The following is a 26960-nucleotide window of genomic DNA, read 5'->3' as shown; positions in this document are numbered from 1 at the left end:
TCTTTGCGTTTTTACTACTGTTAAGTGTATTATAGATTGTCGTCTGCAGAGTTTTAGTTTCTTTGCGTTTTTACTTGATGACGTACACATTTTCCACGTTAAGGAAAAGTTTTAGTTTCTTTGCGTTTTTACAAACCCCGTGTCATATATGCTATTGCCAGGTCACGTTTTAGTTTCTTTGCGTTTTTACATTTAACACAATACAGCAAGGATTTAACACAGTTTTGTTTTAGTTTCTTTGCGTTTTTACAATAGGATGATATTAAGTGATCCTATTCTAAGAACTGAGTTTTAGTTTCTTTGCGTTTTTACAATCACGATGTATTTTTGATTGATTAAAGTGATGTCGTTTTAGTTTCTTTGCGTTTTTACTGAAAATAAAAATACCCACCACCCATTCTATTTATAGTTTTAGTTTCTTTGCGTTTTTACTCTAACCAGAGCAACGCTTATTATCAAGCCTACCGTTTTAGTTTCTTTGCGTTTTTACACTATGAACGCGAGAGAACTATACAATTTCTTTGCATGTTTTAGTTTCTTTGCGTTTTTACAATTATGTTGAAAAGAAGAAAACTATCTTTATTAGAGTTTTAGTTTCTTTGCGTTTTTACGAATTGCATACAACGATAGAGATGCTACACAATATTGTTTTAGTTTCTTTGCGTTTTTACTACGATATCGTGCTATCACAAAATTTAGCGTACTAGTTTTAGTTTCTTTGCGTTTTTACAAACTTGATGTGGTCACACTGATTGATGTGAATCTAGATGTGATGTTTCTTTGCGTTTTTACAAACAAGTGTGATAATCCCAACTCTTAAGATCCTAATTGTATGTTTCTTTGCGTTTTTACAAACGGATAGGCGATATGAAAACTGGTGCGTTATTAGTTCATGTTTCTTTGCGTTTTTACAAACGCCTCTTTATTTCTTTTCTCGGCGGATGGCGGAACATGTTTCTTTGCGTTTTTACAAACTCTTCATCTTCTTCCTTATCCTTACCAGTTTTCATATGTTTCTTTGCGTTTTTACAAACGAAATCCCAATGATAGAACAAATTCAGTTGAATACAATGTTTCTTTGCGTTTTTACAAACTGTGCGTTTGGGTTCTCATTTTTGATCTTGTTTTTCCCATTTATAAAGATTTCTGTTCCTTCCTGACCCTAAATGGGGTTCTTGGGTCCGGAAGGGAGTTTCAAGGAGTTTTAGGGTTAACCTAAAAATTTTTACGTAAGGGTCCGGAAGGTACCCTCATAATACGTTAGTTAAAAAACTAAGTATTTTAACGTACTGATTTCTAGTGCGTGTAGTACCCGAATTATCTCCTTACAAAGTATATATTCGTTTCACTAAATTTCCTCTAAACTAAATTCATTAAGTAATACGTTACGCCACGCGAACCTCGCCCATCAAGAAATCAGCAATCTCCCTCATAACGTGATAAAGCCAAAACTTCAAAAGAGCAGCTTAAAAAAACACCCCTAGTACGAATCCCATCATCAAACATCCTCTTCACAGCAGATATCACACCTCAGCCCTCCACCTCTTACCATAACCCCTACTCCAATCACGTGGCGACTCCCTATACTCTAAAATAGAATCACGCCTCCTCGGCTATCCACATTAGCTGACCTCTTAGGTGGAATCAGGAACTAGGTCATAAATAAAATCATAAGCCTTATCCCCATAAAACTTCGTAACCCTCCCACCCTCTTCACTTACCTCCTTAACTGCAGACTTGACCTCAGAATTCTCAACCTCAGCCTTCAAAACCTTCATGGAATTGGCATCAACGTGAACTACTATTTTGAGGAACTTTCCCTTTCCTCCCTTTTTCCACTTTGCCCTTATGTACTTACCTCCTTGTTCAACGCTTATTCCCGTGCCGTCGCTTATTAGTTCTACTTCATCCTTGACTTTATTGTAGTCTAGTTGCATGTTTTTTAGTCTTAGGTGGATTGTCTTGTAGTCAAGGTAGATTGGTATTTTTCCCATTTAGTGGAGTGCTCTTAGAATTCCCTCCAGAGGAAGGCTAGGAATTGGTTGAACATGAGTGGTGCTTTGTAGGGTCTTGATTTAGCCTTCTTATTATCCTCCTCTAGAAGTTAGTATCAGTGTTCGAACACGTAGTAGGGGAATATCATCTCGTATCTAGTTATGAGGTTCTCGTCGTACTTTGACCAATCCCTAGTTTATTTCCTTTCTCAGAGGACGTGATTATCATTGGTATTATGCCATTTTAACCTTAACTCTAGAGAAACTCCACAAACTACTTTGCTAAGAAAAATTTAAGTATATACTTACCTAAAGAAATATGATATATATGTCGGAGTCAGATAAGGAGAAACCACAATCTCAACGGTTTTTGTCATCAATCGTAGATTTGCTGGCTGAATTAGCAAAGGATAAAGTATATGGGATATTAGATACATTTGCGTATGTTTCCAACTTATCAATAGTTTACGCATCACTCTACAACGCAATAAGATATTTAGCAAGCAAAGAAGAATATAAAGATAAAATTCCTTCTGAAGATGAATTAAATAAATTGTTCGGAATTGCAAGAGAGAACCCAACAATACTAAGAGAAGTTGCCATTAGAGCACTTGCCAGAGCATTAAAACCACAAGGAGAGGGTGAAGAGTGATGGTCTTTGTATCTTTTGGTATTAGACTAAGAATAAATATTGAAGCAGCTAACATGATAGAATCTTTTGGAAACTATGTTAGACATAGAATAGCACCGGTAGTAATGAAAACTAAAGATGGATATAGGATAGTATTTGCACCAACTATCTCTGGGCAATCAATAGCTCACGCATATATGAGAGCTTTGACAGATCTAAGTTTAAGCAGAGGATTGAATTTATGTGATGACTGTAAGAATTATAAAGTAATAGGAGGATTCTTGAAGAGAAGTGGAGATCCAAATACTCCTAGCGATGATAGAGTTAGGACTTGCGTAGTTGATGACGTAACTGGCTATATGGCAGCTGTTGAGAATGTTTCTACGGTCATGAAAAGAACTTCCAGGATTATGTTTAGCTATATGGTTCCAGATGTAGATGTGGCAGAGGCTACTGTTATGCCTCAATTCCATGTTAGGTTTAATCAGCAACAAAACGAAAATGATATCTTTCAGATAGAAAGCGGATCTGCTATTTACATGCTAGGAATAGGAATTGACGTTAATGGTATAGGTTTGCTCTCTAATAATACGCATACCGATGACTATCTTGAAAGGGTTGCAACAACTTTTGACGCATTAATATCATTATTTAGTGGAGGATATGTTGGAGCTAAGAAATCTAGATACCTACCATTAATTGATGTCTTAGGAGGAGTGTCTGCAATCTCTGATCCTATACCATTCTCTGTATCCTCTCCAAAGTATGGTGAGTATGTTAAAGATACTCTTAATAGAGCAAAGGCTTATGTTGAAGCTTTGAATAACAGCAATTCTTCCAGTAAAACTATAAATGAGAAGATAATAGTTATATATTTCGATAAGGAAGGAATAATAAACTCTGATATTTGCAAAGATTATCCAAAGAGCAATAATATCGAATGTGAAAACGCGGGCAATTTAGATGAGATGATTAAAAAGACTAAGGATAAAGCGTTGTCATGGATTAAGCCTTCTGAATCTACTACTAGTCAAAAATAAGTCTTCGAGTGATAAAGGTTGTCATCTCCAATTGTAGTTGTAGTAGAAGTTGAATTTTTTAGCAATTTTTCCCTATTACCTCCTCTAGTTGTACAATCACAAGGGTATCCTGTACCTCCCCCTACCACCCTTGTAGGTGCGTTAGCCTATCCATATTTTAGATTACAAGGAAGGGAAGTTGATGGAGAATATTCAATAGCTAAAAAGCTGGTAGAAGATAAAAAGGTTCTTTATGCTTCATTTTATTCCCCTTTGTATGTTGTAAATAATGAGATCGAAAGAGTTTTTACGTTATTTGTACAGAAAAAGGAAAGATTAAGAAAGATTAAGGATACTAATAAAATTATAGAATGTATCAAGAAATTATCATCAGATAAAGACTACGTTGAAAAATACTTAAAATATCTCGAATTAATAAGTATGAGTAGTCAGAAAAAGGATGAAAATCTAAAAAAGCTAGAAAACGAACTTAAAAATGTGGTAAAAGAGTGCTTTGACTATTTGTATGATAGTTTTAGCAATGCTTATAGTATTGGTTCCAGATCTTCCGTATACTACGGGGGATCTGCTTATATTGCTTATATTATAACTGATCCAGAAATTATTAAATATAGTTATGGCATAGTAAGAGTAGGAAGAAAAGAGTCATTAGTCTATGTTAAAGATGTGAGCGTTTATAGTCTTAAAGATATAATAGATACTGAAAGTGACAGAGTGAAGACGAGGTTCTACTTTCCGGTCTCTTTAGCGATAAATTATTTTAATTGCGAGAAGTATGACTTACCAATACTTAACATTAATAATTATAAAAGCAATCCTTCACCAGAGACCAATGAGTTTTGTGTACCTTCCCAACTCTCATTAAATCCAATTTTAGTTGATGTTAATCTAGAAAAAGCATACGTGCTTAATTTAAGAAATGAAAGGAAAAAATTAATAGTCCCTAAAGAGGTTGTAGAATATGCCTAGGAGGTCAAAAAATATAGAAAATAAAGAAAATCCTCCATTAGTAATTAATTTATCTAACATACCAAAGTATAAACACCTATTGATATCTTGGTACGTTAGAACTGCTTTGCAATATCTTTATGGTTTTGATATCTTCTTGAAATCACCAAGTCAAATTGACATTAATCAGATGGTTGACGATATTAATAGGGCTTTAGAAGGGTTAAAGTTGGAAAAAGCTAAAAACCTTGAATATCAAGACTTCCAAGAAACTTACGAGACTATTTCTAAAACTAGTTACAGGAATTTCTTGCAAGAATTTAAAGAATTCGGTAGAACATTCGGAGGTCAAACATCAGAAATTAGAGAATTAAATAGAGTTCAAAAAGGAGTCCTTAAGCTAGCTACTATAGGATACGAAATAAGTAAGGTTAAAGAATATAATGTATTTGTAGACATTACATCTCAAAACGTTTTACTAAAAGATATAAGAAAAGCAATGGATAGTTTAAAATTAGTATTTTCAGCTATATCAAATAATAAGTTGAGTGAAAAAGCCCTTATGATAGGTATGGCTTCAGCTATCGCATTGGCATATAAAGATAACATAAACGATCTTATGAATAATCCACTAAGAGTAATTTACGTATCAAAGTCAGGCAATTTAGTAAGCTATGTATTGAATGAGTTATCAAATGAATTGTGGCATTTAGGAATTACATCATCTATCTTTCAATTATTGGTTAATTATAAATATGAAATAAAAAATAGGAAAAACACAACAATTAAAAACTTCATAGAACTTTTAGCCACAACAATTATTCAGTATCATAATTTAGGCAGTATCAACGGGTTCTATCCAATTATTAGATCATTAACAAGTGATACTGTTGTAGAGGAAGGGAGTTTTGTCTATAAGGAGAAGTGGGATGAAATAACTAAAGGACTTTTAGGGATTAATCTTAGACCAAAGGTTATTGTAATTAAAGGTGATGAAGATGAGACAAGCTCTGACTGAACTTTTATCTTCAATAGAAAAATATGGACCAGAAAGTATTTATTTAGCTGATCTACCTACTGGTTACGGTAAAACAAAGAATGCACCATTAGTATATAAAGAATTTTATGATATGAACTGGGTTTCAAATGGAATCCATATATTACCTTTAAGATCTTTAGTTTCAAGCATACTCGATGATTTTGTACAGAAAGATCGTGAAATCCTTAAAAAAGCTGGCTTAACCGAAAATGATTTGGCTTATCAAATGGGAGATTTTTTAGAGAACTATAAGAAAGAACCATTGTTTGATGCTTCTTATGTTTTAACTACTATGGACTCTTATGCTCATAACTTGTTCAAAATTCCAGTAACTGAAATTTTTAGGTATCAAAAACACTACTTTATTCCTCTAGGAAGAATCTTTATCTCCCTTATTGTCTTTGACGAAGCTCACATTTTTTTCGAGAGTGAAGACAGTGCAATTCCCTCAATATTTCTTGAAGCAATAAATGCTCATCATTACATGAAAAATCCAGTTCTTATTCTAAGTGCTACCCTTTCTGATTTTTATGTGAGAGAAATAGCAAAAAATAGAAAGTTAGTACGAGTTAAACTCTCTTTAGAAAATAAAATTGAAGAAAAGAATGGGTATACAGAAATACATATTCGAGATAAGGAATTTGAGGACCTAATGAAATCTGTTAAGTTAACTGTGGAAAAAATTAAGTTAGCTGATGTTAAACAAAGAGCTCAAGAGTTAGCTTCCAGTGGGCTAAAAATTCTGATTGTAATTGATGACATAAAGAAAGCTTCACTGCTTTATCAATCTTTGAAGGACTCATTTAACGTTGGTTTAATACATAGTAGATTAACAAGAGAAGACAGATCAAACGTTATAAAAAGGTTAGATAACCTAGACATTTTAATTGGTACTAGTGCAATAGAGGCTGGAATAGATAGATCATTTGATGCCTTAATAACTACTGTGATAAACATAAACTCTTTAATTCAAAGAATAGGAAGAGTTTGCAGATACGGTTGCAAAGAATCTTCTGGTAAGATATATTTAATTGAGGATTTTAAAGGCTCAGATAATAACGTTATAAATAGTATAGTTGGAAAAGATATATGTTGGAGATTGCCTTATACTGTTTCATGTGAGACTAATTATTATGAGTTAATAAACAAGTTTTCTATTTCAAAAATTAAACTGAACAATGAATATAGAGACTCTTTAAAGAGGGTTCTATCACCGTTTTACACCTCACAACGTTTACTTGAGAAATTTTTGGAGGATAACAAATATTCTTTAACTAGAAGTTTAGTAGAATTTTATACTTTAGGAGAAGATTTTTTGACTGTAAAAGATATGAAAGATATCATTAGTAATTCCTTTGTAATGGAATTGGAATTGGTGGAGAAAAATTGGAATAACATTAAGGATTATATAATGGGAATAGGTTATTTTGAATTTAAAAATAACACTCCAAGACTTGCAGACGAGAAAAAAGTAGATAATGTAAGTGATTTTTACATTAGATTTATAGAAAATTACGGTACTCCTCCAATCTTTATTCTTAAAAAAGATTCTTATATAAGAGGGGTAGGAGTATTATGGTAGATTGTTGGGCTTATAAGGACGAAAAATCTAGTGAAACTTACGAGAAACACATTTTGGATATAGCTAAGTACATGGAGGAAAGTAATTATTTTAATGGTCTTGTGAGAGTGTTATCAAAAAGACTTAACGTTGATCAAGACGAAATTCATGATTTAGTGTTGTTAGCTGGTGTATTACACGATATTGGAAAGATAGATGTTACATATCAAAGAAATCCTAACAGATTTTCGGGACATGAAATTAAGAGTGCCGGGATTATTTCATATGCTTCTAAAATACCTGAGAACCTCTTTGATCCTAGTGATAGTGAGCCAGTTACTAAGGAGCTCTTGATTAGCATCATTATTATAAGGCCAGTTGGTTTTCATCATTACGCACAAAGAGATTACACAAAAATTTGTAAGAACTTAAAAAGTTCGTTCATCCCTTATGATTCATGCATTGAATGTGTTAAGGGTGTAAATGATGAGGTTAAGAATAGATTCATAAGAAGTAAATTGGGGAAAGAGATCATAGACAAAATAACTAATATAATATCTAAGAAAAATAAATTAGACTTGTATTTACCTATAGAATTTTGTAGTAATGATTTTTCTTATAGATATTATAGATTTGTTTCATCAGCAATCCTTTCTATTCTTAATGAGGCAGATGGTACAGTAGCCAGAATTAATAGAGAAGCTAAACAATAGATAACTTTGATTATGACGAGGGTAATATAAATCCTTTTGATATTTAAGATTAGAGTATAGGCAAATCTTTGTTACCTTCTATTCAAACTTATTATAAGGAATTTTTCTGATACATTAAGTAATTTTAGTATTTATATATTCTAAAAGTCTTATGGAGAAGAATTATATAACGTGAGTGAAAAATTTATTTCAATTCCATGAAGGATTAACGAGCCTCATGCAGAAAAGCGCCCCAGATTGTAGGGGAAAGGCTTTCAATTCCATAGAGGATTAACCTTCATAGTAGAGCTGTTGTTGAAATAACGGCTCATAAGACTTTCAATTCCATAGAGGATTAAGAGCAAGGACGCGCCTTTTGGCGCAGAATCAAATTCTATCTCCTTTCAATTCCATAGAGGATTAAGACTATTTCGCGATCATTCCTCATTACATTTCTGTCACTATCTTTCAATTCCATAGAGGATTAAGCTTCCGAATTACAACAACTAGATAGCGTCAAATACATTACCTTTCAATTCCATAGAGGATTAAGATTAAAATGGAAAAGAAAGAACCAGGTGGAACCGCTATCGTAACTTTCAATTCCATAGAGGATTAAGTCAGATTTTTAATTGATAAAATTCGCGAATTGGAAAATTTCTTTCAATTCCATAGAGGATTAAGTTTGTATTATTTCTTGCTTTTTTCTTTGCACTTGTGATCTTTCTTTCAATTCCATAGAGGATTAAGATCATTTGTATCAATTATATATTTGTGTCAGTTATATAACTTTCAATTCCATAGAGGATTAAGTTTCTTATTTTTCGGGGAATAATTATGAGTAAAGTGGAAACTTTCAATTCCATAGAGGATTAAGAATACAGTACGACCGCGAAGGTATCTTTTGGTTAATGTCATTCTCTTTCAATTCCATAGAGGATTAAGAAAGGTAACGCAAGCACAACTATGGAATCTGCAGTATTGTGCTTTCAATTCCATAGAGGATTAAGATGAGAAGCATATCAATTTTATCGCTTACGTAGATGTAAACTTTCAATTCCATAGAGGATTAAGGTGCTTCAATGTAGCGCATGTACTAGCAATCAGGTAACTTTCAATTCCATAGAGGATTAAGTTACGAATTTGTGAGATATGGAAACTACCTTATAGACGCTGACTTTCAATTCCATAGAGGATTAAGAGACACCAGTTACTACTTGGTATAGAACTTTCACAACGACCTTTCAATTCCATAGAGGATTAACTACATAGCCCTTTCTACCATAAAGTGCATTAAATGATGATCTTTCAATTCCATAGAGGATTAACTCGAAGAAGCAAGATGGCAAGCCTAGTAGTAATGTCTAAAATCTTTCAATTCCATAGAGGATTAACTCTAATGACTAGTAATAAGTATGTTTGCCCTTATTACCTTTCAATTCCATAGAGGATTAACATAGTAATTGTTGTTGTCGTCAGTTGGCCCTTCATTTATTACCTTTCAATTCCATAGAGGATTAACTATAAAAAATTCTTTATTATTTGGAACTCCCCCTCTTGCCTTTCAATTCCATAGAGGATTAACCAGTTTAGGCGTAGTGACAGACAGACATGAACTTGATAAGACTTTCAATTCCATAGAGGATTAACGGGAATATATTGATCATGCCGTTTCGGAATTGACACAGTACACTTTCAATTCCATAGAGGATTAACAACAATTCAGCCAACATTTCAGCTGCTACTTCTTCGAATGTCTCCCTTTCAATTCCATAGAGGATTAACTGAGGGTTTTTAAACCCTCATTGACAATTGTCTATTCGTTATTCCCCTTAATAAGTTTTTCTCTTTTCTTCCTCTTGTATTTTTCTCTCTCCTCTTTTTATTTTATTCTATTCCCGGGTTTTGTTGGGATTTTTACGACTTCTCTATAAAGGTAATTGTTTTAGGTTAACGTCCTACCTTTAAGGAAAGTTAGGTTTAAGGGAATACACTTGCAAAAACGGGACAAAAAATACAGAAATATAATATATACATCACTATTTCCTATTAATATACTTTTTTAAGTTGGTTTAAAAACTATTTACCTACGAACGATGACAATATAATCTTGAAGAAGAGGTTACGTTATGATGACGCTAAAAATCCTAAATTATGGGAATGTGAAAGATTCTCACTAGTTCTAAGGAGTGGAGAGGATTTTCACTTATTTGTGTTCGTTTTGTACTTTGTAGGCATTACATGCTTCGCCTCTAACAATCCAACTAATTCACGCTGTAAATTCGTAGAGGATGTTTTAAGCTATCTGGTTTAATACGTTCCTTTTTACTATCAAGAGAATATGAAGAAATAACGTAAGATTTGAAAAACTCCGCAAAACATTCGTTTTGACAATATTTATGTGTTCCTAGCAGTGAGAATTTTAGGTTGTTTCTTATCTTTTCTAGAGGATACGGATGAAGAAGTTATATTGGAATGTTGCCAAATTTTTAAGAATCTTTTTAAAACCTACTTTTTTAAAGTATCTATTTTTGACGCTCTTTTACCATAGAGAGAATAGTAATGTAAATTTCGAAAAACCTCACAAAGCAATTTAAAGACGATTTCGAGTCAATGTAAAAGCCAATTGGTTAATATATAGGGTGGAAGAGTTCTCAAGTATTTGAGAACATCATGAAAGTCATCAGTAATGATGAGAAGTTTTTTATTCTGACTTCCTCCCCGCCATTAAAATGGCGAGGGTTCCCCCCATTGGTTCGGGTTTACATCCCGCATCTGGGAGGCAGTCGCGAGGCTCAGAGAACCCCGCCCATACAAATTATACACAGCTATATAATCACGATGATCCTCAAAACCACACTTCTCACACCTAAGCATCCTATATCCACTTCCTTTCAGCTCATATCCACATCTAGGGCAAGTGGTTGAACTATACGCTGGCTTAACGTATATTACATTTAACCCATGCTTCTTTGCTTCCCACTCAATCCAGTACTGCACGCGTCTGTATTGCATCAAATATAACCTATCTCTGTAGTCTTTCCTCAACCCTTTCACGTGAGAAATCATCTTGTTCAAATCTTCCAACACGATGTAGTTAGCGTTTAGCCTCTTTGCTTCCTCAACTACCCACTTGCCAACCTTTTTGACAAAGTCTTGCATGACGTTTCTTACCTTTATGTGAAAGCTCCTAATCCTATTGAGAATCCTCTTATTCTCTCTCCACCTCTTGGGGTACCTTTTCTGCAGATTCTCAGCAAGTTTCTTATAATGCGCTGAATCATCTAGACGTGTTGGAATTTCTATAACTTGTTTATCATTACCTAACGTGATAAAATCCATGTTTATGTCAACAGCTATAAGCCCCTTAACTTGCTTCTCTACTTGTACTTTCTTTTTCATTGTCACGTTAAGATACCAATTATCTCCTCTCTTGACTAGTCTTGCTTCTCTCACTTTGAAGTCCTCCTACGTTTTTCACGCAAGACATTCACCAAGGTTAACACTCCAAGTATTATAACAGAAAAACAAATAAGCACTCAAGAAAAAATCAACATAAGCCAAAAGCGAAGTAGGGGCTAAAAACCCCGTGTACAAGGCTGGCTCACGATCCCCTCAATAATCTAACAAATGGGGTTAAAACCCCGTGTAGGAGAATATCACCTTTTTTCGAGGGGCAAAAAGTAGTCATAACTAGGAAAACAAGTGAAAAATAGTCTGATATTCTATAGAAGTATTATGATAGAAAACCTAATACGAGAGGAAAAACAATATAACACGTGCAACAAATAAAATTAAAAACCTTTGGAATTGACGTTGGAGAATCAAAAATAGTAGTGACAAAAATAAGACTAGAACAACAAGGGGAACAATTAATAGAGAGAGAAAGCGAGACAAGAGAATTCAAATACGACAACGAAGGAATACAACAACTCATAAACTTCCTAGGAGACTACAAGGAAGGAATAATGGAAGCAACTGGAGTATACTTCTACTACCTATACGACAAGCTAACACAAAAAGGATACAACATAGGAGTAGTAAACCCACTACAATTAAGAGAAATACTTGGAAAGAAAACAGACAAACTAGACTCAAAAAGACTAGCACTAGCATACGCAATAGGAGCAATAAAAACATCATACATACCAAAAGAAAACGAAAGAGAACTAGAAAGACACAGAAAACAACTAGAGGAGAGAATAACACAACTAAAAAACATGATAAGAAAAACATTACAAACAGCAGGATACAAGATAGAACCATTCAACAAAGAAGGAAGACAAATACTAGACAAACTAGTAAAGGAACAAGAACTAAACAATGAGGAGAAAGAGAAACTAAAGAACTTATTAGGGAGAAAACTAAACAAGGGTGAAATATTAATTTTGAAACAACTAGTAGAAGAGATGAATGTGGTTGAAGGGCAAGTTAAGGAGATTGATGACATGATTGCCACCCTAATCCCCAAGGCTACTCTTGCAGAACTACTCAGAGTTCCCGGAATAGGTTTTACCACAGCTGGGAGAGGTTGGTGATATTTCTCGATTCTCAAACTCTAAGGCTTTTTGCTCTTATGCAGGCCTTTCTCCAAGAACTAAGCAGAGTGGTGAGTTCTTGAGCCACAATGGGTTGATTCCGGGTAATAAGTATTTGAGGCGTGTTTTCTTTCTTGCTGCGAGAGTTGCTGTTAGGGTTGATGGTAAGCTTAATGAGTTTTATACTAGAATTAAGGAGAGGAGTGGGAGTGGTAAGAAGGCTCTTGTTGCTGTTGCTAATAAGCTTGCTAGGATTGTGTTTCACGTTTTACGTGATGGTGTTTATAAAGGTGATTCTAAGAAGGTGGTCAGGGTTAGGAAAGGGAGGGAGCCAAGTGTTGATGGGGATTCAACCTTGTCTTCAGCCTTAGACAAGTTATGAAAAATAGTTAAATTGTTAGAGGCGAAGCATGTAACGCCTTGTACTGTGAAAGATTGTGAGGATATCCCACTATTTTCACTTCCTCTCCCAGTATCTTAGCTGTCACCGTGTTGAAATCAACAGTATAACTAGCTTTTGGTGTTAACCATAAGGAAACGTTTCTTAAGATTGGAAATCTCCCTTTTTTGGGATTCTTTGACCAACTCTTATATACGGCAATGGCATCACGATAGCAATCTTGAGCAAGTTTTGATTTCAAACCAAATTTCTCCCTGAGGACTTCATACAATGCTTTGTGGACTTCTTTTAGAGAAGTGGTTTTGTGTTCATATAACCATTGTAGAACGAACCTCTTGGCACGTATATACTTTTCGGCTAAGGGCTCCAGAGCCGAGGAGGAGATCTTCATTTTGACTGTCACGATCTCCTCCTCGATGGAACTGTCCTCGCGGACAGCTCGCTCTGGAGCTTGTAGCATGAGTGTTTTTTCTGTTTTTGCTTTTATTTTAACTTTTCGCGGGCATTCATCTCCGCCTTAAAAAGGCGAAGCTTTCTGCCCGCATTTTTGTAAATTGCTAACGGAAGAAGTCAGCTTCTTTTCAATCAGCTTCATAGCGTTTTCTCCCAATGGCGTGATTTCCACCTTTCTGTCCTTTCCCTTTTGTGTTACTATTCCAATCTTCTTCAATTCCGTGATCTTATTTAGCAGAGTTTTCTCGCTCTTGCCCAAAACTTTTGCCAGCTCAGTTGTACTAATCCCATTATTCCGTTTAATCACATCCAGCATCCTCATCTCCTCCTTTGTGTAATCCCTTAATAGCGCGTTTATCGCATTATCGTTAAATGATATTACAGTACTTCCACCTCCCTCATCCCTAAGATAAACCGTGAATTTCTTCTTACTTATTAGTATATTAATCAATATAAGCGAATTAAACATTCTCATACCTATTGTTAAATCGGAAATTATGGGTTCTGGTAAAGGTAAGAGATAATCCAAAATTTGGGAAAGAGTGGTATTAAAGTCAGAGAGTTTGATTTCATGAACCTCAGGTTCAGGATAGTGAAGCCTATAACTCTGAATTTTAACATTCTCTATTGCAGTTCTAGTTCCACTAACGATAGGTGAAGGTACAACTATCACCAGTTTATCCTCTTTTTGAGCCGAAGTCTCATTTAGAAGTCTTAACAGATAAGTTTCATTAAAACCCAACGTCACAAAATATGACTTCATATCATAGTGAAAGTAATACCAAAAAATAAATTTTCATTACTTTCATCATCCTCTAAATTTCATTAATATGATTTTTATGGGATCTAGTATTATTTCTGTATTTTTTGTCCCGTTTTTGCAAGTGTATTCCCTTAAACCTAACTTTCCTTAAAGGTAGGACGTTAACCTAAAACAATTACCTTTATAGAGAAGTCGTAAAAATCCCAACAAAACCCGGGAATAGAATAAAATAAAAAGAGGAGAGAGAAAAATACAAGAGGAAGAAAAGAGAAAAACTTATTAAGAGGAAGAAGGAAAAGATAAATGTAAATGAGGGTTTAAAAACCCTCAGTTAATCCTCTATGGAATTGAAAGCCTACAGTAAGCACTCCTATAAAAGAACAAGCTGTGTTAGCAGTTAATCCTCTATGGAATTGAAAGGACTAATTCTTTCATCTTTAACACATATTCTCTGACAATTTGTTAATCCTCTATGGAATTGAAAGTAACATAAGTTGATGGAGTTTGGTCAATCCCTACAATTTCTGTTAATCCTCTATGGAATTGAAAGGGTACTTTAAAGTACCCAGCGTCGTCGCACTACGCTGGTTAATCCTCTATGGAATTGAAAGGATTTATGCGTTTATCAAGAAAAAGATAATATAATTTTTTTCAGTTAATCCTCTATGGAATTGAAAGTCTTTTTGTTGTTGCACAGAATAGTAAACTGCCTCAGTCAATGGGTTAATCCTCTATGGAATTGAAAGTTCATTGACACATTCCTGCAGAGTCTTCTCAACTTGCGTTGGGTTAATCCTCTATGGAATTGAAAGTCACTTAATGTAATTGATACAGAATTAATACTTGCATTTGGTTAATCCTCTATGGAATTGAAAGAACTTGTAATAAACTTAATCACATTTGCCGAACTTTGGGGTTAATCCTCTATGGAATTGAAAGTTTGTTTCATCTGGAATGCAAAAAACGGAGAAAACGGAGGTTAATCCTCTATGGAATTGAAAGACCATTCCTGCATTCTCGTAGTAGATATTTCCTAGCTCAAGTTAATCCTCTATGGAATTGAAAGTAAGAGAAAATAATCTCTCACTAACCCGCCAACAAGATAGTTAATCCTCTATGGAATTGAAAGTTAGATATAGTGATTAACACGATAACGCAGTATTTCGTTAAGTTAATCCTCTATGGAATTGAAAGCTTCCTCTACTTTCTCTCGTTTAAACCATGTCTTCATTACCAAGTTAATCCTCTATGGAATTGAAAGCCTTGAGAAGTAGTTGTTGTAGGATTTGTTGTACTTCCGATTGGTTAATCCTCTATGGAATTGAAAGTAAGAGAAAATAATCTCTCACTAACCCGCCAACAAGATAGTTAATCCTCTATGGAATTGAAAGTTAGATATAGTGATTAACACGATAACGCAGTATTTCGTTAAGTTAATCCTCTATGGAATTGAAAGCTTCCTCTACTTTCTCTCGTTTAAACCATGTCTTCATTACCAAGTTAATCCTCTATGGAATTGAAAGCCTTGAGAAGTAGTTGTTGTAGGATTTGTTGTACTTCCGATTGGTTAATCCTCTATGGAATTGAAAGAGACCCGTTAATGAATCTCTCATACGGGTTTTACCATACGAGTTAATCCTCTATGGAATTGAAAGATTATATATGCCGTTTCGGGCTGAATGTAATCTGGTAATATGTTAATCCTCTATGGAATTGAAAGAATGTAAGTGTTCCTAAAACTTTTACAATTCCGCCAGAAAGTGTTAATCCTCTATGGAATTGAAAGGTTATTATATTTGTTACTGCGTTCAAAATTTCTGGATTTGCAGTTAATCCTCTATGGAATTGAAAGTTATCTTGAAGTACTTTTAAGATATCGGATACCTTTTTACGTTAATCCTCTATGGAATTGAAAGACTCTAAGACGCTTACACACTCAGACGCTAACGCTACTGGTTAATCCTCTATGGAATTGAAAGTCTATGATATCTTCATCAAGACCGTACTTTTCAGAAAGCTCTTGTTAATCCTCTATGGAATTGAAAGTAATAGCTACAGCCAGCATACTGTCCATTAGAATTTGTTGTTAATCCTCTATGGAATTGAAAGTTTATGTCATCCAGCGATAGCTTTTGTGTATAACTCCCTATGTTAATCCTCTATGGAATTGAAAGTCGTTTCTCCTCGTCTGATCTCTCTAAGAGTTCGACCTGTTTGTTAATCCTCTATGGAATTGAAAGTACAATTGCACTAAGATCTGCATTTGCAGGAATATATTCGGTTAATCCTCTATGGAATTGAAAGTGAACTATTAAAGTAATTGGTCCGACTATAGTTCCCGTTGCTTAATCCTCTATGGAATTGAAAGAACCTCTTGTTCTCAACTACATACTTGATTACGTATTCAGTCTTAATCCTCTATGGAATTGAAAGATTTATTGGTTTCACAATCTCAACTTCGGCATGATTTGTTCTTAATCCTCTATGGAATTGAAAGCATGGATAATTTAGTCCCACGTGTAATATACCTTTTTGGGGTCTTAATCCTCTATGGAATTGAAAGATTTTGCTATTATGAATGCTTTGGAATCTTCATCAGTAACTTTCTTAATCCTCTATGGAATTGAAAGCCACTTTTACCCCACTTTCCCCTTCTTTTCCCCTACTTTTTTCTTAATCCTCTATGGAATTGAAAGATTAAATAGATATACAGAGTTGATCCCGTGCCAGTAATTGCTTAATCCTCTATGGAATTGAAAGCTAATCATAGTTGAACACTCAAGATATTTATAATCTGAGAATCTTAATCCTCTATGGAATTGAAAGAAGGCGTAGAGCAAGAACTTAGAAAATTAAACATTCCAGATGCTTAATCCTCTATGGAATTGAAAGTAATAAATAGCTTAACTACTACAATAGCAAGAGAATCTTAATTTTGGATGCCTCATGAACTATTCTTCATTATTCGTCAATTAAGGCTTTAGAAGATTGACTTTTGCGCAGAGTGGAAGAGATCAAGTGCTTCACATGAACGCTTTCTAATATAGTAACGTAATTAGAGAGGATTAGCTTTTCCATTTTCTAATCATTAATATCTTAGTATAGAACTTCACTTCTACGCTACGTTTTTCCCTAGTAAAATCGGGAATTTGGTTTACTCTCCTCTTTTAATGGATTTTAGATTTGCCTATATCTATTATACTTGTATGAGATCGCAGATAGTTAGACAGTTGCGGAGGCTCCACTCATATAGGGCTTCCGACCCCATAGAGGAGGAGCTCAGAGGCTGTTACAAGGAGTATTGGTACAATTGAGTTTGGTCCTGCTCGTAGTTATGAGGAGTAAGGTTTATTCCAAGGTTAAGACTCCGCTTAACCAAGTGTGGTTAGAAAATATTAAGAAGATTAGAGAGAAATTGATTTAATATCGTATTATATTTGGATTTTCATGGCTGCAATACCACACATGGCTAAAGTTAAACTTGTCTTATAGCATTGCACCTCATTATATCATGCAGGCTTTTAATTTTAAAGAAAGAAGACTATAATGTGATTGAGCTTTACAACGTTATGAAATCTTTTAAAGGCAGACCGGTACTTAATGATGTTACATTTGTGGTTAAAAAAGGGTCAATTACGGGATTTATAGGACCTAACGGTGCTGGAAAAACAACTACTATAAAGATTCTATCAGGATTATTACGTAAAGACTCTGGTGTTGTAAGGGTTTTAGATGAGGACCCATGGGATAATCCTAGAATTAAGCAAAAGGTTTCAGTAATATTCACTAAATTACCTTATCCTCCAAATGATACCGTAGAGGAATACCTTAATGACTTAAACTCAGTATTTCATGGGGATTTACAGAGTTTAATTAAGGAATTCAATCTGAGAGAGCACTTGAGAAAGAGAATTTCGCAACTGTCTTCTGGTCAAGCACAAAAAATACAGTTAATCGCTGCTTTAATTAAAAACCCTGAACTTATAATAGCTGATGAGCCTACGGCAAATTTAGATCCTAAGGCGAGGTTAGAATTTTACGATATAGTAAGGGAGATGAATAGAAAAATGGGAGTTACTTTCTTCATTTCATCTCATATTCTTTCTGAACTGGAGAGAGTTATTACTCATGTCGTGTTTATTAACAATGGTCAGATTGTTGCCCAGGGCGAAATTAACGACGTTGAGTCGAAATTGGATTCGTCAGAAATACTTATTCTAGTAAGGGAGAAGGAAAAAGCTTTAGAGGTACTTAAGGAGTTTAACCCCACATTAGACGGTGCTTATATTAAAGTGAGTGGTAGAATGAGAGAAATAATAGATTTACTTGATGATGCAGGTGTCGAAGTTCTTAATGTGAGAAAAACCAGTCTGGATGACGTATTTAAGAAACTAAGTTCAATTTAACTTCACGTAAATTCGAGTGAGAAAGTTTCAAACATTCATATGAGAAGCGGGAGATATATGTCACGTAGCTCGTTATGGTCAGCGGGTTCTGGTTTCAATTATATATTATATTATTCTCACCGCGCAAAAACTTACGTTTTTTATATAAGGAAAAATCTTTGTGTAGATTACGGTGCTTTATGGGGGGTTATTTGTAAGCTATTTGGTGAATGCTAACTAAAATTTATATTTTATTAAAACTGACGTCCCTAATGAGCGTGATGATAGAGCGAAGAAGATGCTTTATTCGATTTTAGTTATATCGTTTTTAGTTTCTGGATTTTCTGAGAATTAAGGCTATTCTCTCTATCAGGACTACTCATAGAATTATCGTCTAGTTTTTAAATGATACATGCACTATATCGTTTTTGGGAATAATTTAAAATAAGACTCCACACAAACGTTTAATGTGCCTCCACACCTGCAGATCTTTAAGATCTTATTTAAGGAAAGATATAAGGACCCAACTTTACAGTTAATGCTTCCCGTTATGTTAGCTGGTTATGTGTTTGTACCAGCGTTTCTTGAAAAAGGTCAATTTTTAGACTACGCTATTGTTATTGCTTATATTCCCATAATAAGTTTACCAGAAACAATAGCTCTATCTTTAGCTTTAAGGAACATAATTTTCGTGCTTGGTGATCACTTAACATCAGGTAGTATAGTCTCTTTCCTCATGATGCCCATAAAGAGGTCTATGTTTTTCTTAATGAGTTATGTACTTGACGTAGTTTTACCTTATCTTTTCTGGTTAGTTTCAAATTACTTTTATTTGGCTGACATTGAGTATATTAACGCTCTCACAAACTTACTCTCATTAACTTACACTGCTGGCTACTTCTTTTCCACTTCTGTGATACTTTTCTATACTTTACTCCTAAGAAGTAATGGAGCATCAACATTAGCTTCGCTATTCACATTGGGTTCAATATTTATCATTGGAGGATTCGGAAACTACGCTTTAGTTTCAACTGATCCTCACTTATTGGCAGTAACTTCCTTTATGAACCCTTACCCATTACTTCTTTATTACTCCTTTACACAAAGACAAAATATAATACCTTTTCTATTTACGGGAATTATGATCGATTTTGTTTCAGCAATCGTTCTCGCAATAATATCCTTCCTCATGTTTATTAGATTAGAGGTGTAGAGAATGATGAGGTGGGAATTGCTCTTACTTTCAATATCTTTATCCTTAGTTACGTTATCGACAGTATCAATAAATACCCCAACGCAATTCCTTTATAACTTCCAACAGAAAGAATTATCATTACCTCCTTTAGTCGAAAAAGCATGTGTTATAATTACTCAAAATAAGACAAATGTGATCAGTGAAATTTTAGTTTTAAGTAACACAAAGAGCTTTATCGTTAACGTTTCGTCTGATGGAATGGTTAACTTACCAATCTCTTCTGGAAATTATGAATTCTTCATAATTAAGGAGTTTGAATTTAACACTACAACTAAGAAATTTGAAAAAATAAATACAACGTATAATGCTACGATGACACTTGAAATATTGAAAATGAAGGTTTTACTTAACAATCACGTTATTTTCATCGCAGGAGTTATGGGAACTATTATAGGAGGAGTAATTTACGTGGTAAGGATAATTAAAACGAGAACGTTATAAATCATGACGATCGAAACTGAACTTCAATTAGTCGTAAGATTTCTAATCTAACTGAGCTTCTAAAGGAAAATGACGAAAAGTACTTTGTGTGGTTTTTCAAAACTCGCGTTACTTTTTTTACATTCTCTTCACACGAAAAGAGCATTCTAGGATAGTTAGTTTACAAATACCCCACAAAGCAAATAGCCGAATCCCGTATAAGGGTTATGAAAAGGAGAAGGAAAGCTCTTGTAAGTCTATATAGAGTATTAGAGAGGCTATAAGTTTAGGTTTATAGTTGATTACTGAAGAGGTCACTGCTATGCCTGCATGTACGTTATCATCTCCCATTTCTTTAATTATATCTTCCATATTTTTCTTATTATTATTAATAAAATAACCTACCAGTAATTTCAGCAGTTTATGCCTATCTGACGTCGTTCTAACCTTTAAATTCTCTAAACGATTGAACTCCTCATATAATTTATTTATGCCTTGAAGGTCATCATTACTGATGAGGTTTGCTAAGATTGCGTAAAATGAGTTGTTGTCGGAAATTTCCTTTTTGATTCCTAAAGCTACTTCAGCTATATCTTTTGCTAGGTCCAGCTCTTGTAAATCACTTGTTTTAGCTAATTCTATTATATCATTCAATATGGTTTTATATTCATACTTTCCGCCATACACTAGCGATTTCGCTAATTTAACTTGATAGTATCTAAAGACGTCAATGATTTCATCTACCTCCCAATTATTCTTATATTTAAGTAATGTGTTGTACCATGGTGTCATGAGTTTATCTATTAGGTTAATATATTCTTTAAAGTTTATGGAGAAATTATAATTGTGGTAATAGACTAAACCTACCTCAAATTTGAATTGCTCTAGGTATAAGTTAATTTGCTCCATTGGGTCCTCATCTTTGCCTAAAGCGACTCTTGTTAAGAGTTTAGCTTTCTCTTTATCAACTTTGCCCATAACGCTTTTTAACATCGCAACTCGCTTTTCGTAATCAGCTATTGAATCTACTAGGGCTTCGTATTTCCCCTCAGAGAGGTACTTCGAAAGCTTGAGCGTCCAACCCAGTGTATTAGCGAAAAATATTAACGGGTCTCTCAAAGTCACGTCCTTTTTAGGAAAGAAAACGTAGTTGAATATACTCCATTTGTCAGAACTGAGAATCTCACGGAGATACTTTCTCGTATTTGTAAATGAACACATTGAAAGGTAGAGGTATACTAAATCATCATCCTTGTACTCCTTAATTTTTTCAACCATATAGGGCCTAAGGGCGAAAAACAATCTACTCTCATCATTCACAGTTAAATCGACCCATATTGCCTTAAAAGCGTTCCTCAAACACTCCATGTCCTTAGGTTTAAATAAGGTTTTTATAATATTTTCATAAATTTTATGTTCTTTCGTCATCCATGAAACAGATGAATGAAGATAATCATTTACATCACGGTAGTTCTTTTTAACTAAGATCTCGTAGTGTGATTCTATATTTTTAACGCAACTTTCTTTTGCAATTAGTTCCTTCATTCGAGGAATTAGATCTCTTATTACCTTCTTTCCTAAACTGGTAACATTTCTACCAACCATAAAATAATCTCTCAATTCATCAATCATCCAATAGCTCTCTATATCCCTTGTATAAACATATATTATGACGTTCAAAAACTCTTTTAATAACTTTCTTTGCTCTTCTTTTATTTTTTTAAATATTTCATTCTCGTAATCTACAATAGGGTCTACAAAATCCTTATCAATTTCATCCTTAACTCCGTAATTCATTAACTTCTCATTTACTTTATCCGTATAGCTGAACCACAAAAGGATGGGATCATTTTCATCTACATTTGTTCTACCATTGGCCTCTAATACCATTTTAGAATACTTAACAGGTAAGTGATTTCCATATTTCAATACCATTTTAATTACTGGAGCATACCATCTGATTACATTAGGATCCCCTTCGAAAATTACATTGTAAACGTAATCATTTATCTGCTTATCCATCTTTTCAATTATTGCATTAGGATCAAATTTTTCATCAGTGGGAGGAATTTCCAATATGGGAGTTCTCCTAACTATAGCCGATACGTTTTTGAGATTTAGTACGTGAGCTAGTTCATCAGTTAACACAAACAACTTAGGAACTTGTATATCCTTAGCCTTCAGAATTTTTCTTAACGGTAAGTAATTTTCGCCATGATAGTCTATAATCATTAACGTATTCTGAGGGTATTGTTGATTTTCTTCGTTTTGGTTAAAGTAAACCACATTATAAGAGTAATAAGTTGAAATGTAATCTGCCACTTGTTTCGCTAAAGTAGTTTTTCCCGACCCAAGTTCACCAACAATTAAACCCGACTTACCGTTAATTATATCAGTTACCAACGATTCTATCTTTTTAAAATATCTTATCGTGAAATTAACCTTAATCTCAATGGGCTTTTGAATCTTTGTCTCACTCTTAATCCCAGAAAGAAACTCCGTAATTACTTTTCTAGCAGTGCCAGGTAAAAGATGCAACGCTGAGTCTATTCTATAAAATACCAACTCTCTCCACGTGTCACTTAGCAAACTCCAAGCGTACTTTAACTCCTCCTTCGAACTAAAAAGAGAAAGCAAAGGATAAATTATAGCATCATTTCCTTTTATGTCTTTATTAGTGGGAAAGTTTGAATACAATTTCTTAACTCTTATTACCGCTTGCAGAGCTTCATCTAGTCTATTCTCCTTATAAAGAGTAAAAGCCTCATCGTAAAGCTTAGGAATGAAAGTGGAGTAGCCTGGTAAGGTAACTAAAGAGTATTCTAAAATCTTGATTAACTCTTCATCTTTAATATCTTCGGGTAATGGTAAATCTTCAAGCTCGTAGGTTAGAGCACTACCCCTTAATTTCGTATCAGGATTTTCGAGATTCGGAGTCTCAGATAACGAAACTTTACCCAGTAGTAATTGGATTACGTAATTTCTCCCTTCAACTACTAATCTTTTATTCTCCTTCTTTAAAGAACTTATTAACTTTCTATAATTTACTAACTCTTCTAAAGTATTAACCTCATTAGGCAATTGAATAGTTATGAAATCACCCTTTATCTTATTTATTAACGTTGTCTTACCGACTCTTGGTAAACCAGAAACCACAATAAAGTCTTTTTTGCTAGTACTTGAAAGCAAGAGATCCTCATAAACTCTGACTACCATTGGAAATGTTATTAGGATTAAGATTATTAAGTATTTTTTGTTTCTTGATAACGTTTTAACTACTCAGTAGTGTGGAGTATCCGTAGAGTTAACATTAATATCAGTTACAAATACGCAAGTGGGTATTACATACTTCGTCTCTTACAATCGAACTCTTTTTTATAATAACCTAAAAAGCTAAAAACGAGATTGAAATCCCCATCAATACTTAGCTCTCTTAACCTTATGATCTGATCATGTGAAAAATCTTAAGAGAAATCACTGAGAGAAGTCAGCAAACCCTTATTGCACTAAGCAATGATGATTAAATTTGAAATCCGCCTTGAAAGTTTACTCCTCCTTGTTGTCCTTGAGGCAAGAATGGTTGTATTGCTTGAGCTAATTGCTGAGCAGTTAACGTATGCATCCAAATTCTTCCTGGACCAGTGACAGTTACGAAGAATAATCCCTCATGGGCAAAGAATATTGACCTCAATCCACCTACAGTCTGCACACTGTATTTCATACCTTCTTCAAACGCCATTAAATGTGATGCCTCAACTTGCATCGTTTCTCCATCAGCCAAATCCTTAATTATCACGTCACCATAGGAGTGTAGGAACAAATTTCCATTTCCCTTAAATTTCGCCAAAAATAAACCCTCTCCGCCTAACCATCCCACGGTAAGTTTATCTAATTTTTCACTATAATTTACGCTAGATTCAGCTGATAAGAAAGTGTGAGGTTCAGCCAATATTCCGTTTCCTTGAAGAGGTATTTGAATAATATTCCCAGGGAATATTCCCGACAAATAAACTTCTCCTGGACCGTAGAATTCTGTTACGAAAAATGATCCGCCACTTAACGCTCTCTTCAATCCACCGAAAAATCCACCCCTTAGTCTAGTCTTCATCTCCACAGATGACTGCTTAGCAACCATATGTCCTGCATCCGCATATATTGTTTCTCCTTCACTTAAAATTACCTTTAAATATTGAATGTCATGACCTAAAATTTCATATTCAGGCATATTTCCTCTTTGGCTTTAGCCTATATATACTTTTTGAACAGATCATACACTAGCTTGAGTGGAGAGGGAGAGTGTTGGAGTGCAGTCATGAAAATTAGTATGAAATACAATGAGACCTAAATCCCATTTTCTCGCTCATTAACCTAGCGTTGCTACCAGTTATTATAACGGGGAAATTCTCCCTTTATATTATCTTCTCCCTTCTCTACTTAAGGAGCGAATCTTGATCTGCGATTATCCTCCTTATTTCCTCAAACTTCCGCAATAGAAGGATAAGATTTTGAGTTTAAAAGTCTGTCAACTTCTATTTGACAGCTTATCGCTTAGCTGTAAAATAATATTTGACAGTCCTCTTTGATACAACTAATGAACGCGAAACAGTTCTTATACACAAGATTCTGTTTTGTACGTTATTTTTGTTATAAAGAGAAAGAAAAATAGTCTAGATGTATGGTGCAAAAGGGCTCCATACGAAAAGTTACCTCATTACGTTACCCTTTGAATTCTTCTTATAGTAAAAATATCATTTCAAATGTACTTTGTGGGAGTTTTTCAAAAACTTACGTTACTTATCACATTCTCTCCATAGTAAAAAGAACGCTAGGTAGTTTACAAACACCCAACAAAGTATAAAGTTTCTTAACTTCCTTAATAGTGAAGACATAAGGAGAATCTCAATAAGGATTCAGTCCTAATAGTAGAGTTTTTCTCCGATAATCTTCTAAAATCTAAACGTCTGATTCGCTATGGAGTTATGGAATAATAATCTTTATATTGTTGGTTTTAGAGAATATATTAATGACCAACACCATTTTATTCTCTGTTTTCGGAGATCCTACAAATTATAGGCGGGTTTCTTACAGAATTAAAAACCAAGTTATTCAATCTTACACTTCAACAAAAGCTCTATGTAAAGCATTGAATGTTGATAAGACAATTGTCTTTCTCTCTTTTACTCTTTATCATAAGTTAGTTGGAGATTTCTTACCCACTTATGGAGAATCTGTTGAAAAAATGAAAAGCAAATTAACAGAAACGACAAAAAGTATAAAAGACCTAACAGAAGAGTGCAAAAACGTAGAGTTTGTTATTTCTCCAGGCGTTGGAATGTTTGCAGATGATAAGAAAAACTTTATAGTGTATAGGGAAGAAAAATCCTCAAGTAGTAATGATATAAATCTTTACTTTAATCACCTCTATTATACAATACTCTCGACCCTTTCTAAATATGAAAGCCCCATAGTATATGTTGATTTGACCCATGGCATAAATTACATGCCCATAGCCCTATATAACACAGTCATTACTGCCATGATGGCTCATGGAAAAGGTATTGCTCATTTCTTCAATTCAGATCCTTACGTAGGTAGGGATGACGATAGCAACATTGAGCTCAATATAAATGAGATAAATAAGATCAATTTCGATACTGCTAATAGCTTTAATAGCCTAATTCTAGAGTTCTTAAGCAAGGATATCGAATATTATGTAGGGATAAGCAGAGTAGACGACATAGATAAGATATATAGATTAGCGAAAGCTGCGTTTGCTGGAGCGTACATTCTTGTATTTCACTTTAAGAACTTTATAAATTTGATGTTAGGAAAAGTTGAGGATAAGCTTAAGCAAATTAACAATATGAAAATAGAGGTAAACGTAAAGGGTAACCTTAAAGAAATAACTTACAAACTTGATATGAAAATCTCATATTACTTAGCTCATGCTCTCCTTTACTCCTTAAGTAAGTTAGTAAACTACGATAAGATTTCTCAAGATACACTTATTAAATGGGAAACTGAATACGCTAATTACACCGTTGCTGCACTTATGGAGCGGGAAAGAGAGAACATAATGAGAATAAAAAAAGAGCCAAGTAAGTCTCGTATGGATAAACGGAATTATCTAGCTCATGTGGGGCTATTAAAGGAGATAATAGATGTAGATCTAAGCTATATACATGGAGATGCAAAAATAGAGGAGATAAAATATAAAAATAAAAAAGGCGGTAGCCTAGAAAATCTGCTTGAAAACTTACTTGATATTTTCAAATAACTGCCCTAATGCTCCATGATTTGAACTAGTTATTGCGGTTACGAATTGTTTAACTTGTTAGATACGTTAGTAGTTAGCGCTTATATTGAATTTTTTATTCAACTAATTATGTTCTGCTTTGTGGGTATTTGTAAAACTATCTGGTTTAGTACGTTCTCTTTACTATGAAGAGAATGTAAAAATAACGTAAATTTTGAAAAATCCCACAAAGTAATTACATTCTGTATTAAGATTTTCCGTAAAAACTTAAATTGTTAATATAGACTAGGTACGCAACTGAATGATTAATAAGGTGTTAATGTGCAAATTCTATGTAGTTACTATTCCCCATGATGTTATACAAAGCGAGAGCGTTCAGTTACAGTCATATTTGAATTTTTTAGCATATTATATTATGGATTTTCATGACTTTAGTTGAACACTCCCATACTATCAATAGTATTCTTTAATTAAGTAAAGGGATTTTAGCCCTCTTTCAATTTACAAACTATTGTAGTTCAAGAATTTACTATCTTTCAATTCCATAGAAGATTATCAAGTATATATGTCCTTATCTAGAGCAAA

Annotated in this window: 16 protein-coding genes, 1 pseudogene and 3 CRISPR repeat arrays (1 of these 20 running past the window's edge); of the genes and pseudogenes, 11 read left to right on the top strand and 6 right to left on the bottom strand. The window is 34.0% G+C overall.

Annotation, left to right across the window (positions count from 1 at the left end; all coding sequences use genetic code 11):
• A CRISPR array of direct repeats spans positions 1-730; the repeat unit is 24 nt; unit sequence GTTTTAGTTTCTTTGCGTTTTTAC; it reaches 427 nt to the left of the window's first position.
• A gap of 904 nt (positions 731-1634) precedes the next feature.
• Complete coding sequence (locus V6M85_RS03170; RefSeq protein ID WP_338602891.1) at positions 1635-1994, bottom strand: hypothetical protein; 360 nt, start codon at positions 1992-1994, stop codon at positions 1635-1637.
• Positions 1995-2322: 328 nt separating this feature from the next.
• Between V6M85_RS03170 and V6M85_RS03165 the strand changes: the two genes are divergently transcribed.
• The 6 genes from V6M85_RS03165 to V6M85_RS03140 are packed head-to-tail and all read left to right on the top strand — an operon-like array spanning position 2323 to position 7926.
• Entirely contained in the window at positions 2323-2646 is a 324-nt protein-coding gene (locus V6M85_RS03165; protein WP_338602888.1) for a hypothetical protein, read from the top strand.
• Positions 2646-3665, top strand: a complete 1020-nt coding sequence (locus V6M85_RS03160) for a DevR family CRISPR-associated autoregulator (protein ID WP_338602885.1) — start codon at positions 2646-2648, stop codon at positions 3663-3665. Before V6M85_RS03165 ends, V6M85_RS03160 begins: the two co-directional genes overlap by 1 nt.
• A gap of 18 nt (positions 3666-3683) precedes the next feature.
• Positions 3684-4634, top strand: coding sequence for a hypothetical protein (locus tag V6M85_RS03155; protein WP_338602882.1), 951 nt, complete (start codon positions 3684-3686; stop codon positions 4632-4634).
• On the top strand, positions 4627-5631 hold the full coding sequence (locus V6M85_RS03150; protein WP_338602880.1) for a hypothetical protein: 1005 nt from the start codon (positions 4627-4629) through the stop codon (positions 5629-5631). Before V6M85_RS03155 ends, V6M85_RS03150 begins: the two co-directional genes overlap by 8 nt.
• The gene (gene cas3 / locus V6M85_RS03145; protein ID WP_338602878.1) at positions 5612-7234 is read left to right on the top strand and encodes a CRISPR-associated helicase Cas3'; all 1623 of its coding nucleotides are present in this window, start codon (positions 5612-5614) and stop codon (positions 7232-7234) included. The genes V6M85_RS03150 and cas3 overlap by 20 nt, the downstream gene beginning before the upstream one ends.
• Positions 7228-7926 (top strand): HD domain-containing protein, encoded by a 699-nt coding sequence (locus V6M85_RS03140; RefSeq protein ID WP_338602876.1) that lies wholly within the window; start codon positions 7228-7230, stop codon positions 7924-7926. The genes cas3 and V6M85_RS03140 overlap by 7 nt, the downstream gene beginning before the upstream one ends.
• Before the next feature lie 186 nt (positions 7927-8112).
• Positions 8113-9690: a CRISPR direct-repeat array (repeat unit 24 nt; unit sequence CTTTCAATTCCATAGAGGATTAAC).
• Positions 9691-10632: 942 nt separating this feature from the next.
• On the opposite strand, the gene V6M85_RS03135 is transcribed toward V6M85_RS03140, so the two are convergent.
• Positions 10633-11361, bottom strand: a complete 729-nt coding sequence (locus V6M85_RS03135) for an RNA-guided endonuclease TnpB family protein (protein WP_338602874.1) — start codon at positions 11359-11361, stop codon at positions 10633-10635.
• 323 nt (positions 11362-11684) lie between these two features.
• Between V6M85_RS03135 and V6M85_RS03130 the strand changes: the two are divergent.
• Positions 11685-12825, top strand: a pseudogene (locus V6M85_RS03130) (IS110 family transposase).
• Between the two features lie 7 nt (positions 12826-12832).
• On the opposite strand, the gene V6M85_RS03125 reads toward V6M85_RS03130, so the two are convergent.
• Both V6M85_RS03125 and csa3 read right to left on the bottom strand, forming a co-directional pair.
• Positions 12833-13303, bottom strand: a complete 471-nt coding sequence (locus V6M85_RS03125; RefSeq protein WP_338602872.1) for a hypothetical protein — start codon at positions 13301-13303, stop codon at positions 12833-12835.
• A 57-nt stretch (positions 13304-13360) separates the two neighbouring features.
• Positions 13361-14059 carry a CRISPR-associated CARF protein Csa3 gene (csa3, locus tag V6M85_RS03120; protein WP_338602870.1) on the bottom strand — a complete coding sequence of 233 codons (699 nt, stop codon included), beginning with the start codon at positions 14057-14059 and terminating at the stop codon, positions 13361-13363.
• Between the two features lie 330 nt (positions 14060-14389).
• Positions 14390-16951: a CRISPR direct-repeat array (repeat unit 24 nt; unit sequence GTTAATCCTCTATGGAATTGAAAG).
• Between the two features lie 677 nt (positions 16952-17628).
• On the opposite strand from csa3, the gene V6M85_RS03115 reads away from it, so the two are divergent.
• The 3 genes from V6M85_RS03115 to V6M85_RS03105 all read left to right on the top strand — a co-directional run bounded on the left by V6M85_RS03115 (position 17629) and on the right by V6M85_RS03105 (position 20140).
• Positions 17629-18465, top strand: coding sequence for an ABC transporter ATP-binding protein (locus V6M85_RS03115; protein ID WP_338604557.1), 837 nt, complete (start codon positions 17629-17631; stop codon positions 18463-18465).
• 448 nt (positions 18466-18913) lie between these two features.
• Positions 18914-19657, top strand: a complete 744-nt coding sequence (locus tag V6M85_RS03110; RefSeq protein ID WP_338602868.1) for a hypothetical protein — start codon at positions 18914-18916, stop codon at positions 19655-19657.
• Positions 19658-19660: 3 nt separating this feature from the next.
• Entirely contained in the window at positions 19661-20140 is a 480-nt protein-coding gene (locus V6M85_RS03105; RefSeq protein WP_338602866.1) for a hypothetical protein, read from the top strand.
• A 204-nt stretch (positions 20141-20344) separates the two neighbouring features.
• On the opposite strand, the gene V6M85_RS03100 is transcribed toward V6M85_RS03105, so the two are convergent.
• Both V6M85_RS03100 and V6M85_RS03095 read right to left on the bottom strand, forming a co-directional pair.
• Positions 20345-23335 (bottom strand): hypothetical protein, encoded by a 2991-nt coding sequence (locus V6M85_RS03100; RefSeq protein ID WP_338602863.1) that lies wholly within the window; start codon positions 23333-23335, stop codon positions 20345-20347.
• Between the two features lie 304 nt (positions 23336-23639).
• Positions 23640-24344, bottom strand: a complete 705-nt coding sequence (locus tag V6M85_RS03095) for a TIGR00266 family protein (RefSeq protein WP_338602860.1) — start codon at positions 24342-24344, stop codon at positions 23640-23642.
• Positions 24345-25142: 798 nt separating this feature from the next.
• On the opposite strand from V6M85_RS03095, the gene csx1 reads away from it, so the two are divergent.
• On the top strand, positions 25143-26396 hold the full coding sequence (gene csx1, locus V6M85_RS03090; RefSeq protein WP_338602858.1) for a CRISPR-associated CARF protein Csx1: 1254 nt from the start codon (positions 25143-25145) through the stop codon (positions 26394-26396).
• Positions 26397-26960: the final 564 nt, after the last annotated feature.

Source organism: Sulfolobus tengchongensis, from assembly GCF_036967215.1.
Taxonomy (GTDB): domain Archaea; phylum Thermoproteota; class Thermoprotei_A; order Sulfolobales; family Sulfolobaceae; genus Saccharolobus; species Saccharolobus tengchongensis_A.
The sequence above is the reverse complement of the archived record's forward strand: the minus strand, read 5'-3'. Positions and strand labels throughout refer to the sequence as shown.